Below are 14085 nucleotides of genomic sequence, written 5' to 3'. Positions count from 1 at the left end.
TCTCCTCATTTTTGATTTCTTACTAATTCTGTGCCTTAACCTGTTCAAATTTTTCAAGCACTTCCTGTTCTGGTCCTCCGGTTACAAGGCTGACAACAACAATAACTGCTACAGCTACGATAAATGCCGGAAGCAGTTCATAGATTGCAAATACGCCGCCAAGCTTTGCGATGACATATTTCCACAGGAAAATCATGACACCGCCGGATACCATACCCGCAAGAACACCGTAACGGTTCGCACCCTTCCAGAATAAAGATACCAGTACAACCGGTCCGAAGGTTGCGCCGAAGCCTGCCCATGCAAAGGATACAATATCAAATACAGAGCTGTCCGGGTTGCTTGCCATAAATACACCGATAACGGCAATCACAATAACAGTGATTCGTGCCACTACAATGGACATTTTCTCGGTAATCTTAATGTGAAAACAATCTTTTACGAGGTTTTGTGATACTGCGGAAGCCGCCGCCAAAAGCTGTGAATCTGCCGTAGACATTGTTGCCGCGAGCATACCGGCAAGAATCAGTCCGCCGATAATCGCCGGAATCGCACCGTATGTACTCAATAAATGTGCCACCCGTACAATAATCGTTTCAGAATTGCTGCCTGTCAGCACTTCAATTGCGCCTGCCTTTGACATGCTGTAACCTACAATACCGATAAATACACCAATTGTTAAAGAAATCACAACCCAGACGGTTGCCACACGTCTTGAAATCTTTAATTTATTTTCATCTTCAATTGCCATGAAGCGAAGCAGAATATGCGGCATACCAAAGTAGCCCAATCCCCACGCCATTGTAGAAGCAATACTTAAAAAGCTGTATTTTTCCGCAGATTGTGTTTCTACCGAATAGCTGTGGAAGAAATCCAGATAACCCGGAAGCTGCCTTGCATTATCTATTACCACATCTAATCCACCCGCAACATTGATACCGAATACCACTACAACCACCAGCGCGATTGTCATAACAATACTCTGAATCAAATCGGTTGTACTTGCTGCCAGAAATCCGCCCAATGCACAGTAGCCGACAATGACTGCTGCACTGATTATCATAGCTGCCATATAATTCACCCCAAACAGGCTGGAAAACAACTTACCACAAGCTGCAAAACCGGAAGCCGTATACGGAATGAAGAAGATAATAATCATCAGTGCCGCAATGCCTGTCAGGATTCCTTTCTTATCACCGAATCTTTTTGCAAAGAAATCCGGCACGGTAAATGCCTCATAGGCTTTGGAATACACACGGATTCTTCTGGCTACAATCAGCCAGTTGACATATGTACCGATTGCAAGCCCAATGGCTGTCCATGCTGCACTTGCAACACCGGAAAGATAGGCAACACCCGGAAGTCCCATTAACAGCCAGCTGCTCATGTCTGATGCTTCCGCACTCATCGCTGTTACAAACGGGCCTAATTTTCTGCCGCCCAGATAAAAATCATCGACGCTGTTATTCTGCTTCGAGCAGTAAAAACCAACACCTAACATTGCCGCAAGATATATAAGAATCGCGGCCATAATAATAATTTGTGACATAATTCTACCTCTTTTTTTCGATTTAAACCATAAAATTATAACACAAATTAAAATTTCAGTAAATAAATATTCGACAAATCAACAAAAAAGCCGCCGCTTTTCAATCTGTGTATCTGAATTTCCGACTGGGTTCTGTCCGGATTTCAGGTTTTGATTGATGAAAGCAGCAGCTTTTCTATTTTATTCTATTACTTTTTATGTATTATTCGTATAACGGATACTTGTCTGTTAATCCCTTAACCAGTTCCATAGCCTTTGCCTTATTTGCATCGACATCTTCTACAAGCATTGCGATTGCATCTGCTACAATATCCATATCCGCTTCATTAAAGCCTCTTGTTGTAACAGCTGCCGTACCCAGTCTGATACCGCTTGTTACAAACGGAGAAGCCGGGTCATTCGGAATCGTGTTCTTATTACATGTGATGTTGGCTGCATCTAAGAGCTTTTCTACTTCCTTACCTGTAACTCCCTTACTGATTAAGTTTACAAGCATTAAGTGGTTGTCTGTACCGCCGGAAACGATATCAAATCCTCTGTTCATTAATCCGTTGCAGAGTGCCTGTGCATTCTTTACAACATTTTCTGCATACGTCTTAAAGCTTGGGTCTAAGGCTTCCTTTAAGCAGACTGCCTTACCTGCGATAACATGCATCAGCGGACCGCCCTGAATACCAGGGAATACGCTCTTATTGAACTTGAACTTTTCAGCAGCTTCTGCTGAACTTAAAATCATACCGCCTCTTGGTCCGCGCAGTGTCTTATGGGTTGTTGTTGTAACAACGTCTGCATACGGAATCGGGCTTGGATGTGCACCGCCTGCTACAAGACCGGCGATGTGTGCCATATCTACCATTAAATATGCACCGACTTCATCACAGATTTCCCTAAACTTCTTGAAGTCAATAACCCTTGCATATGCACTTGCACCTGCAATAATCATCTTCGGCTTGCACTCTTTTGCGATTCTTAATACTTCATCATAGTCGATAAAGCCTTCTGCGGTTACACCGTAAGGTACGATGTGGAAATACTTACCTGAAATATTAACCGGTGAACCGTGTGATAAATGTCCGCCGCAGTCAAGACTCATTCCCATAACGGTATCTCCCGGCTCTACCATAGCAAAGAATGCTGCTAAGTTAGCCTGTGCACCAGAATGTGGCTGAACATTGGCATATTCACAGCCGAATAACTTCTTTGCCCTTTCTATTGCCAGTGTTTCTACTACGTCAACATACTCACAGCCGCCGTAATATCTCTTTCCCGGATATCCTTCTGCATACTTATTGGTAAGCGGACTACCCATTGCTGCCATAACTGCCTTACTTACGAGATTTTCTGATGCAATCAGCTCGATGTGGCTTCTCTGTCTTGCGAGTTCGTCATCCATCGCTTTTGCAAGATCCGGATCAAAACTTGATACTTCATTGAATGAATACATGAATACAACCTCCATTTTTTTATAATTCTTACGATACCAGGGTCAAAAGTTCATTCACCCACATGAGCTAGCTCATAAGTGGGTGAGTGAATTTTTGACCCGCCCAATATGAGCCTAAAAGTGGGATTTCAATCCCACGATATGCGAATATTGGGTAGGATTGTGAGAGTGCACAGCACGGAACAATCCGTAGGTATCGATGTTGGGGGCTTTTGTTCCCAACATCTTTCCTATGATTTTATAATTAAATCTTAAATAAGTCAATGGCTTCTGACAGATGACGTGCATTTGTTAATAAATCTTCTGCCGCCGTATTCAGTCCTTCCACTGCGCCGAGCTGTCTGTTGGCTGTTTCGGTTACTTCTTCGGAAGATGCTGCTGTTTCCTCGGATACTGCCGAAATACTCTGGATAGAATCAATTGTAACGGATTTTGCTTCGGCAATTGTATCAATACCGCCTGTAATCTCATTTAAGTTACTTAACAGTTCTTCAAACCTGCTCTGAATCTGTGCAAAAACCTTCTCTGCATTTTCAAGGGATTCGCCCTGTACCTCTACAACATCTTCGGCTTTCTTTGCAATCCTAACGGTATCATTGGTCTTGTCATTAATCGTACCGATGATTTTCTGAATCTCATTTGCTGAGTTTACGGACTGCTCTGCAAGCTTACGGATTTCAGAAGCTACAACTGCAAAACCACGTCCTGCTTCGCCAGCTCTTGCTGCTTCAATCGAAGCATTTAACGAAAGCAGATTGGTCTGTTCTGCAATCTCATTAATCGCATCAACAATTTTTGCAATCGCCTTGGACGATTCTTTTAACTGTGCAATTTCCTCAATAACCTGATGTGTAATCTCAACCGTTGAACCGGCATTAATCTTTAACTCACTAATTGAAGCCATGCCGCTTGCTACGATACCGGTTGTCACATCAGCAATCTTTGCAATCTTATCCGAATTATCAGATACGATATTAATCTTATCTGATAAAGCATCCATCTGTCTTAAACAATGCTCTGAATCTTCTGCCTGCTGGACAACGCCCTGTTCAATCGCTTCGATAGAAGCTGTAATATCCTGTGTTTCAGCTAACAGCTGTTTTGCACTGTCCGAAACGGTTGATACCGAAGTATCCACACGTTCCGATACTGTCTTTGTCTTTTCAATCAGCTGCTTTACATTATCAATCATGCCATTGGTACTTGCCGCGAGCCTTCCAAATTCATCTTTGCTTTTAACATCAATATGTACGGTTAAATCACCACCTGCTGCCAGTTCCAGCTTATCCATAATCTTTTTAATCGTCAGACTGAATGAATAAGCAAGATAGCCGCCGATTACCATCGCAATCAGGAATGCAATCACTACAATGGTAATGGTTACAATACGGATTTTCTGTGCCTGTGATACAATCACGCTCTGCGGAATCAATGCACATACGGTAAATCCATCGTCTGTCTTGGAGTAGATAAACAGCTGCTTTCTGCCATTATATTTTACATAAGAGCTTCCGCTTACATCTTCACTGTCTGCAAGCTTTGTAAAAAATTCCTGATTCGTAAAATACTGCTGTCCATCCTGAATATCCATATAATTAGATACTACGATTTCACCGCCGTCCGGCGCAATCAGACCGATAATGCTCTTTGAACCCATATCAATATCTGAAAGCGGCTCCGTAACATAATCAACATCCAAGTCAAAGAACATATAACCAATTGCCTTTTTAGATGTTCCGAGCAGCTGCCTTGCAAAGCTTACAGAATAATCTGCCGCGCCGCCTGCCGCATCCAATACTTCACGGCTTGAAAACCATGTAGAACGCTTCTGGTCAATTGTCTTACCTTCTGCAGAATTTTTAATCTTGTCTATATATCCTGCACTGTCAGCATCTTTTATCGTTGCCGTGTATAAAGGCTTTCCGTAATTACCAAAAATGTAAATATTTGAAATTGCCTTATTTCCCAGTGCTGTAGAGGTTAAATTGGCACGCAGTGTTGCATAATTATTGCCCTCTGTAATCGGATCGCTGCCGTATACACCGGAATAGTATTCCTGCACCATGGAATTATTAACCATATCCGTTGCCGTTGCCTTTACATTCGTAAACATCAGGTTGTAGTAATCTGCCGTCTTGGTAATCGTCGACTGCGATGACTGTGTATAACTCTTTGTAATTGCTTTAGAAGCAGTTGTATAAGAAGCCACACCCAGAATAATAATCAATGCAATCGGTATGATAAATGCACCAATCAGCTTAAATTTAATGCTCGACATTATTTTAACAAGCAGTCTGCCCTGTGGAATCTCCGGTTTTTTGATCTTCTTTATGCCCTTCCTTTTATTCCCTGCATGAGCCGCTTCACTGTCCGGCTCTGCATCTTCCTGGGGTACATCTTCAAACATTATGCCGTCTGTGTCCATGGGTTCCGATTCCTCAACATTATCCGTTCCCACATATCCGGCTGTATCCGCAATTTCAGCTGTTTCTGCTGTTTCTGCCTGCACTGCTGAATCTGTTGAATCTGCTGTTTCTGCTGAATCTGCTGTTTCTGCCTGCACTGCTGAATCTGCTGTTTCTGCTGTTTCTGCTGTTTCTGCCTGCACTGCTGAATCTGCTAAATCTGCTGAATCTGCTGAATCTGCTGAATCTGCTGAATCTGCTGTTTCCTGTATACCGTTATTATCAAGAGTATCATATTCTTCCACGGCTGCTTCTGATGACGGTACTGCCACAGACTCCCCTGCCGTATTCTCCCCCGGCAATTTATAATTGCCTTGTTGTGTTTCTTTACCACTCATTATAATACTCCTTTATTTTTCCTCCAATATTTTAACTGCACGATAATGTCTGCAATTTAGATGATATTATCATACATTATTTGTACGTTTTTTTCAACTCTTTCCTGTAAAAATTAACCATAACAAAAAGATATACAAAAGTGTTTTTGTGTATTTTCACAAAGTGTAAGCCCGCCGCAGGAAAAAATTATCCAAAAGCCGCCACCCGGATCATACGGACAGCGGCTTTTGCCAATTTTTTAAAATTATTTAAACTTCCTGTTCTTCTTCAATGGCAATCGATAATTCTTCAAGCTGCTTTGCATCGACCACATCCGGTGCGTTTGTCAGCAGGCAGGAAGCATCCTTTACCTTCGGGAAAGCAATTACGTCACGGATACTATCACATTTTGCCATAAGCATAACAAGTCTGTCCAGACCATAAGCCAGTCCTGCGTGCGGCGGCACACCATACTTAAAAGCATCTAAGAGGAAGCCGAACTTCTCATTTGCCACTTCATCAGACATGCCCAGTGCCTTAAACATTCTTGCCTGAACGTCTGCCTGATGGATTCTGACACTTCCGCCACCGATTTCCGTACCGTTTAAGACGATATCATATGCCTTTGCGCGGACTGCGCCCGGATTGGTTTCAAGCTGGTCAAGGTCTTCGTCCATTGGCATTGTAAACGGATGATGCATTGCCACGAAACGGTTTTCTTCATCAGACCACTCAAACTGCGGGAATTCCGTTACCCAGAGGAACTTATATTCGTTCTTGTCTAACAGACCCATCTGACCTGCCAGTTCAACACGAAGTGCGCCTAAAACATTCCATACAATCTTGTTGCGGTCTGCGGCAAACAGCAGTAAATCGCCTGCCTGACCATCCATAGCCGTAACGATTGCCTGCATTTCTTCATCTGTCATAAATTTTGCAAATGAAGACTTTAACGAACCATCTTCATGAATTGCAATGTAAGCAAGACCCTTTGCGCCGTAACCCTTTGCAAAATCCACAAGTGCATCAATCTTCTTTCTCGGCATTGCACCCTGTCCCTTGGCATTGATACCACGGACTGTTCCGCCGTTTTCAATGGCTGATGTAAATACGCCGAAGCCGCAGTTTTTCACAAGCTCCGTAATATTCTTTAATTCCATGCCGAATCTTAAATCCGGCTTATCAGAACCGAAACGATCCATTGCTTCCTGCCATGTCATACGCTGGATTGGCAAATCCACATCAATGTCTAACACTTCCTTAAACAGATAAGCTAACAGACGTTCATTGACATCAATCACGTCATCTACGTCAACAAATGATAATTCCATATCAATCTGTGTAAATTCCGGCTGTCTGTCCGCTCTTAAATCTTCATCACGGAAACATCTTGCAATCTGCATATAACGGTCATAACCGGAGCACATTAACATCTGCTTGAATAACTGCGGTGACTGCGGCAGTGCGTAGAACTTACCCGGGTGAATACGGCTCGGTACAAGGTAATCTCTTGCGCCTTCCGGTGTACTCTTTGTAAGCATCGGTGTTTCAATTTCAAGAAAGCCTTCATTTGCAAGGAATGCTCTTGTGAGTGTCGCAACCTTACTGCGCATCATAATGTTCGACTGTAAATCCGGTCTTCTTAAATCCAGGCAGCGGTATTTTAATCGTAAATCTTCCTTTGTATTGATATTCTCCTCAATTGGGAACGGCGGTGTTTCAGATTCTGATAATACACGAATCTGTTCTGCAACCACTTCAATATCACCTGTCTTTAAATTCTCATTGACTGCGCCGGAACGCTTCTGTACCTTTCCGACTACTGCAATAACATATTCGTTACGGATACCGTATGCTTTCTTAAAGCCTTCGCTTCCGACCGTATTTTCATCAAATAAAATCTGTAAAATGCCACTTCTGTCCCTTAAATCCACAAAAATGAGTGCGCCCAGATTTCTTCTGGTCTGTACCCAGCCCATTACGGTTACGGTTTCCCCGATATTTGCGGCAGAAACTTCTGTACATCTGTGTGTTCTTTTTAAGCCAACCATTGATTCAGCCATGTTGTAACTTCCTCCTAAACTCGCCTATTGCGGCTTTTCTTCATTCAATAAATCGTAAATATCCAGATTCTCAAGCCGGATTTTACTGTCCTCTATAAGCTTCAGCGTGGATTCTTCGTGAATCATGCGCTGAAATTCCAAAAACACGCGCATATCCATGTTTTTGATTTCTTCTATTATTATATCCACTGCGGTATCAATGTCAAATGCTTTTCGATACGGACGCTCAGAAATCAACGCCGCAAATTCATCGGTAAGCCGCAGTATTCTTGCGCCAAACGGAATTTCCTCCCCGCTTAAATTATTCGGATACCCGCTTCCGTCAAAACATTCGTGGTGATACAGCACCGTTTTCATAACCGTATCTGAAAAATCATACCGTTTCAGATATTCATATCCGATTTTGGAATGCATCCGCATATACTTCATTTCTTCAATGGATAACCCGTCACTGTTACGTCCGTACAGGTATGGGGAGAGCTTTAATTTACCAACGTCGTGAATCATTCCCGCCAGCTTTAACTCATACGCTTCATCTTCGCTCATGCCCAGCCTTTTTGCAAGCGCATAAGTCAAATTTCCGACCAGTATCCCGTGAGAAATACCATCTTTGAAATCATTGATAATATTTTCTTCCAGTCCGCAGTCCTGCATATGTTCCTCCAGTCCATTCATTAAAAATTATTTTCACTGAAAAACTTTCGTTTCCGCTCAATCATTTCATCAATCCGCTGTATGTAATTCGTGACATCCTTTACATTTTCAATCCGCTCAATGCGTCCTGCCTGTCCGCCTTCTGTTTCATTCTGAAAAACAATCTTTGTAGAAGCGCCTGCACCCATTGCGATAATTGTCTGCTTTTCTTCCATAATTAAAATGTTGTAAATACACTCAAGCCCCGGCTTGCTGTAACCCACATTTTCAAAGTTGCCCGCCATATTCTTCTGCCTATACATATAATATGGCTGATGTCCCATCTGGTGTGCATAATCTGCCGCCATGGATACGATTTCGTCGCTGTTGTCCATTTGCAAATCCAGATATTTTTCGCGCCAGATATTTAATGCCGCCGCACGCTTAATCGCAAGCGAATGAACGGTCAGGCTTTCCGGTGCAAGTGCTTTTATTTTTTCAAGCGTATGCTGTACCATTTCTTTATTTTCGCCCGGCAGTCCAAGAATCATATCCATATTGATATTGTCAAGCCCGGCTTTTCCTGCCAGTGCAAATGCTTCTTCAATCTGCTCCACCGTATGTCTGCGCCCGATTAAATCCAGTGTCTGCTGGTTCATTGTCTGCGGATTAATGGAAATGCGGTCTACATGGTGTGCCTTTAATACACACAGCTTCTCATAGGTAATACTGTCCGGTCTGCCCGCTTCTACGGTCAATTCCCGGCACGCTGACAAATCAAACTGCCGCTCCAGCTCTGTCAATAACATATCCAGCTGTCCTGCGCTTAACGTCGTCGGCGTTCCGCCGCCAAAATAAACCGTATCCAGTCTCCGTCCACGCATCGCTTCCGATACGTATTTCATTTCCTTTAATAAAGCTTCCAGATACGGTTGTACTTTGCTTTGATATGCCGCCAGCGAATAAGATGTAAATGAGCAGTACAGACAGGTTGTCGGACAGAACGGAATCCCGATATACAGGCTGTATCCGTTCTTATAATCCATTTTTTCCAAAATGCTTTTCTCTGTCTGTGCAACCTGTAAGGCAAGCTGCGCCTTTTTCTCACTGACAAGGTGCTTTTTTGTAAATTCTTCCAAAATCTGCTCGCGGTCTGCACCTTTTTCCAACAGGGTATAGGCGATTTTACTTGGGCGCACACCCGTAAGATAGCCCCACGGCAGTGTCTTGTTTAACTGTGCAGATAACTTTGTATACAGTCTACATTTAAACGCTTCGTGGAGTTCTTTCTTGGAACGCCCGTCTTTTTCCGGTACTTCCGGTTCAATCACAATATCCTGTGCTGTGCGTGTCTGCTCTGCCTGCTCCTGATACTGCATGACCTCTGTCCGCGGATAAAAGGATTTAATAAGCACCACTGCATCATCATAAAAATCCATGTCGGATATTTTTATATATATCATGTTTCATTCCTAACTTACTGTTTGTTGCATTTTTATATCTTTAAAATTTTCACTGCAAAAACGGATTGTATTTCTTTTCATATGCCACACTCGTCGATTCTCCGTGTCCCGGAAAAACTTTTGTGTCATCCGGCAGGACAAGAATCTTTCCTTTAATGGAACGCACAATGGCACTCATGCTGCCGGTCGGAAAATCGGTTCTGCCGACAGATGCTGCAAACAGCGTATCTCCTGAAAACAAAATGCCCGCTTCTGCGATATAATAGCAGCTTCCGCCCGCAGTATGTCCCGGTGTGTGAAAGACTTCAATATCCAGTCCCGCAAGAGATAAATGCGCTCCGTCCTTATGGTACACATCTGCATCAAGCACCGTACTGCGCCCGTAGCCCTGCGAAAGATTCATCTGCGGACTGTGCAACAGTTCTTTTTCATCTTCGGATACATACACCTGCACGTTATGTCTTTTGCGTACTTCCTCTGCCGCTAAAATATGGTCGTAATGTCCGTGTGTTAAAAGGACTGCACAAAGCTTACAGCCGGATGCCGCAATCATTTCATCAATCCTGTCCGGCAAATCCGGCGCATCAATTAATATACATTCTTTGGTTTCCTGATTGCAAAGCAGGTAACAGTTCGTCCCCACATCTCCCAGCACCCTGAAATCCAGTTCAATCTTACCCATGTATAATATACTCCTTCCAGCAGTCCTCATACCGCCAACACCACGTAAAATTGTGCCGTTTGCGGCACAATTTTGCTATTTGAAAAATCTTCGGTATACGGATTTTTCAAATTCCGAAAAGCTTTAGCACCGCCATTTCACCGCAGTATTGCTCTGCAATACTGCTATGTTCAAAAGCTCTCATATATGGCTTTTGAACATTTAGCCGGTGGCTCTTATGATATCCGTCACGCCTTCGATTTTCCTTAACTTATCAACCAGACGGTTTAATTCTTCTTTTCCGTGGATATCAAATCCCATGTTAATCGTTGCCAGTCCTTTTTTATTGACACGGCTGTTCATAAACATCACATCAATATTTGCTTCCGTAAATACACGGGAAATATCAATAATTAGTCCTGTTCTGTTATTGGCAAAAATGTTAATCTCTGCACCGTATTTTTCTTCCTTAGAACCTGTAGACTCCCATTCTGCTTCAATCAGTCTTGCACGCTCGCTGTCTGGAAAGTTCAAAATATTGATACAGTCTGTCCGGTGAATGGAAATACCTCTGCCTCTTGTGACAAAACCGACGATTTCATCACCCGGAACCGGATTACAGCACTTTGAAAAACGAACCGCGACATCATGGATGCCTTTGACAACAATACCACCCTTATTCTTTTTGGACGTTTCCTTATTGGCTTTGGCTTCATTCTGGACGATTTCTTCCAGCACCTGTGTATCGGTAATTTCTGCCTTCTTGCGCTTTTCGTATTCTTCGGACAGTTTGTTGATAACCTGTCCTTCTTTTAATCCGCCGTGTCCGACAGATGCCAGCATGGACTCCCAGTCCTTAAAGCCATATTTGCGCAGCGCTTTTTCGATAATCTCCGGCTTTGTAAGTTCTGATAATACAATGCCCTTCGTCTTGCAATATGTTGACAGCATTTCTTTTCCTTTTAAAATGTTGTCTTCTTTTAATTCCTGCTTAAACCACTGGTTAATTTTATTGCGTGCCTGTGTACTTTTGACAATGCTTAACCAGTCACGGCTCGGTCCTTTGGAATTCTGTGATGTAATAATCTCAATCCGGTCACCGCTCTTAATCTGATAATCAATATTGACAAGCTTTCCATTGACTCTTGCACCGACCATCTTATTACCGACAGCACTGTGGATACTGTATGCAAAATCGATCGGACAGGAACCTGCCGGAAGATTTTTGACATCACCGGATGGTGTAAAGCAGTACACACTGTCTGAAAACAGATTGAGGTCATTTTTAATAGACGATAAAAATTCCTTGTTATCGGACATTTCCTTCTGCCATTCCAGAATCTGGCGCAGCCAGCTCAACTTTGCTTCTTCGGATTCGTTGCCCGTTTCTCCGCTCTTGCCTTCCTTATATTTCCAGTGTGCCGCAATACCGTATTCAGCAGTACGGTGCATTTCATAAGTACGAATCTGAATTTCAAACGGCTGCCCGTTTGATGCAATCAGTGTGGTATGCAGGGACTGATACATATTCGGCTTCGGCATGGCAATATAATCCTTGAAACGTCCCGGAATCGGCTTGTACATTTCATGAATAACACCGAGTGCCGCATAACAGTCTTTCACGGTATCTACAATAATACGTACGGCAAAAATATCGTAAATCTGGTCGAGTGTCTTATTCTGATTGACCATTTTTCTGTAAATGGAGAAGAAATGCTTGACACGTCCGTTAATCTCTGCTTCTATGCCCGCATTGCTGATGTGCATGCCGACTTCTTTGATAATGCTGTCGATAAATGCTTCTCTGCCTGCTTTATTTAAGTTAATCTTTTCAACCAGATCCTGATAAACATCCGGCATCAGATACTGCATGGATAAATCATCCAGTTCCACTTTAATCTTGGAAATACCAAGACGATGTGCAATTGGTGCATAGATTTCCATCGTTTCACGCGATTTTTCAATCTGCTTTGCCGGTGTCTGATACTGCATCGTCCGCATATTATGCAGGCGGTCCGCCAGTTTAATCAGGATAACACGGATATCCTTTGCCATGGCAAGAAACATTTTTCTTAAATTTTCTGCCTGCACTTCAATCTTATCATGCTGGTAATTTAACTGGGTCAGCTTCGTAACACCATCAACAAGCAGTGCCACTTCCGCACCGAATTCCCTCGTAACGTCTTCACTCGTCATCACAGTATCTTCTACCACGTCATGCAAAAGTCCCGCAATAATTGTTTCTTTATCAAGTTCCAGCTCTGCAAGGATAATTGCCACGCAGAGCGGATGGATAATATACGGCTCACCTGATTTACGTTTCTGTCCTTCATGGGCGTCCCTTGCTATCTTATAAGCCCGTTCAATGTCGGATAAATCCGATGACGGGTGGTATTTACGGATTTCCTGTATCAAATCCTCATATAACACTTCAGGACTGGTAAAATCCGCAGGTGTCGCAACCTGCTTCTCCAATCTGTCTGATTTCTGATTTGCCTCGTTTACTCGTACTATTTCTTCTGGCATACGCTACCTCCGCGTTCACTGTATAGGAAAAATTATTACCATTATATATTCTGATACAAAAAAATACAACCCCTATACGGAAGCGTAAGTTTTTTCCATAAACTCTTTTGTAGCCGCCGCATTTTCCGGAACGGTATTTTCAAGCGTACAGTGTACATACGGCTTATGCTCTTTAATCTTCTTTAAAAGGAGCGGATAGTTCAGGCTTCCGGTTCCTGCTGCAATCGACTTTAACTCATTACCTTCGACCACATAATCCTTGCAGTGTACGACTGCAATTTCATCACCAAGCAGTTCAAATGCCTGATTGATAATCTCATCCTGTCTGTCAATGTTATCCACGCAGAGCAGATTTACCGGGTCAAAGATAATCTGGAGATTTGGAGAATCAATCGCATCTAAAACCTTTCTTGCGCGTTCCACGGTACATACAATGTGCTTCCATACCGGTTCAATGGCGATAATCACACCGAACTGCTCTGCGCACTTTACAATTGGTCTTAAATTTTCAATAAAGGTCTGTAACGCTTCTTCTGTATGGTTTGCAGGCTCGTACTTGTATTCGGTATTAACCGCGCCTGTTTCTGTTCCAACCACACCGCAGCCTAAAATGCTTGCAAAACGAATCGATGCAATATATTTATCCACGATTTTTTTGTGCTGTTCCGGGTCCGGGTTGCAAAGATTCAGATAACAGCCAAGGACTGCCACATCCACATCATTTTTTCTGCAGATTTCTTTCATATACATCGCAAGTCCCGGTGTCATCGTTTCGATTTCCGGCTTAAATTCCTTGATAGACTTTGCCAGCGCAATGTGCATACAGTGAAATCCCATATTGTGGATATTTGCCACCATTTCATCCAGCGGTGCATATTTTGTATCATGTGCTCTAATACCTAATCTCATAGCTTATTCTCCATTCTGACATCATTTTTCTTTTATTTTACTACGCAATGCCCG

General features: G+C 42.9%; 9 protein-coding genes. All 9 read right to left on the bottom strand.

The annotated features are described in order from the left end of the window. Nucleotides 1–22: 22 nt before the first annotated feature. Nucleotides 23–1549: a sodium/proline symporter gene (locus LI288_RS03675; protein WP_227089477.1), complete on the bottom strand. Its 1527-nt coding sequence runs from the start codon at nt 1547–1549 to the stop codon at nt 23–25. Nucleotides 1550–1751: 202 nt separating this feature from the next. Beyond that, complete coding sequence (gene glyA / locus LI288_RS03670; protein WP_227089476.1) at nt 1752–2993, bottom strand: serine hydroxymethyltransferase; 1242 nt, start codon at nt 2991–2993, stop codon at nt 1752–1754. A 244-nt stretch (nt 2994–3237) separates the two neighbouring features. Next, nucleotides 3238–5796 (bottom strand): methyl-accepting chemotaxis protein, encoded by a 2559-nt coding sequence (locus LI288_RS03665; protein WP_227089475.1) that lies wholly within the window; start codon nt 5794–5796, stop codon nt 3238–3240. A 249-nt stretch (nt 5797–6045) separates the two neighbouring features. Then, on the bottom strand, nt 6046–7839 hold the full coding sequence (aspS, locus tag LI288_RS03660) for an aspartate--tRNA ligase (RefSeq protein ID WP_227089474.1): 1794 nt from the start codon (nt 7837–7839) through the stop codon (nt 6046–6048). A 24-nt stretch (nt 7840–7863) separates the two neighbouring features. Further along, nucleotides 7864–8493: an HD-GYP domain-containing protein gene (locus tag LI288_RS03655; RefSeq protein ID WP_022433065.1), complete on the bottom strand. Its 630-nt coding sequence runs from the start codon at nt 8491–8493 to the stop codon at nt 7864–7866. A gap of 20 nt (nt 8494–8513) precedes the next feature. Next, the gene (gene hemZ, locus LI288_RS03650) at nt 8514–9935 is read right to left on the bottom strand and encodes a coproporphyrinogen dehydrogenase HemZ (RefSeq protein ID WP_227089473.1); all 1422 of its coding nucleotides are present in this window, start codon (nt 9933–9935) and stop codon (nt 8514–8516) included. Nucleotides 9936–9984: 49 nt separating this feature from the next. After that, a complete protein-coding gene (locus LI288_RS03645; protein ID WP_227089472.1) occupies nt 9985–10617 on the bottom strand; it encodes an MBL fold metallo-hydrolase in 633 nt (210 codons plus the stop codon). 201 nt (nt 10618–10818) lie between these two features. Continuing rightward, nucleotides 10819–13122: a RelA/SpoT family protein gene (locus LI288_RS03640; protein WP_227089471.1), complete on the bottom strand. Its 2304-nt coding sequence runs from the start codon at nt 13120–13122 to the stop codon at nt 10819–10821. Between the two features lie 72 nt (nt 13123–13194). Then, nucleotides 13195–14031 carry a sugar phosphate isomerase/epimerase family protein gene (locus tag LI288_RS03635; RefSeq protein WP_022433061.1) on the bottom strand — a complete coding sequence of 279 codons (837 nt, stop codon included), beginning with the start codon at nt 14029–14031 and terminating at the stop codon, nt 13195–13197. Between the last annotated feature and the right edge of the window lie 54 nt (nt 14032–14085).

The organism is Lachnospira pectinoschiza (assembly GCF_020564355.1).
Classification (GTDB): Bacteria; Bacillota; Clostridia; order Lachnospirales; family Lachnospiraceae; genus Lachnospira; species Lachnospira intestinalis.
This window is presented reverse-complemented; position numbering and strand designations above follow the sequence as displayed.